The 242-nt window shown below is 37.2% G+C and carries 1 protein-coding gene; it reads left to right on the top strand.

Going from position 1 to position 242, the window contains the following annotated elements; all coding sequences use genetic code 11:
* A partial coding sequence (locus tag AAEY80_RS14815) for a hypothetical protein (protein WP_350588635.1) occupies positions 1-242 on the top strand: 242 nt, incomplete at both ends.

Raw genomic sequence — 242 nt, 5'->3', positions numbered from 1 at the left:
GACTATAGCTATGCTAATTTAGCTCCATTAGAAAATGGAGAGGTATGGAGCTGGCGAGATACTAACTATACAGGATCTGGAAAATCTAAAGACAGTTTTATTTTTACCCCTACTAGAATCCTAGGTTTGTCAAAAGTTAACAAGGTTAATGCGTTTTCAGTTAATACCAACGATGGAGATTTATACCTGTGGGGGCTATCTACAACTAAATGTGAAAAATGTTCGAATGGGGGAAATTCCTC

The sequence above is a fragment of the Psychrobacter sp. 78a-MNA-CIBAN-0178 genome (assembly GCF_040309625.1).
Classification (GTDB): Bacteria; Pseudomonadota; Gammaproteobacteria; order Pseudomonadales; family Moraxellaceae; genus Psychrobacter; species Psychrobacter okhotskensis.
Note: the sequence above shows the minus strand (reverse complement) of the source record. Positions and strands in the feature narration are given on the sequence as shown.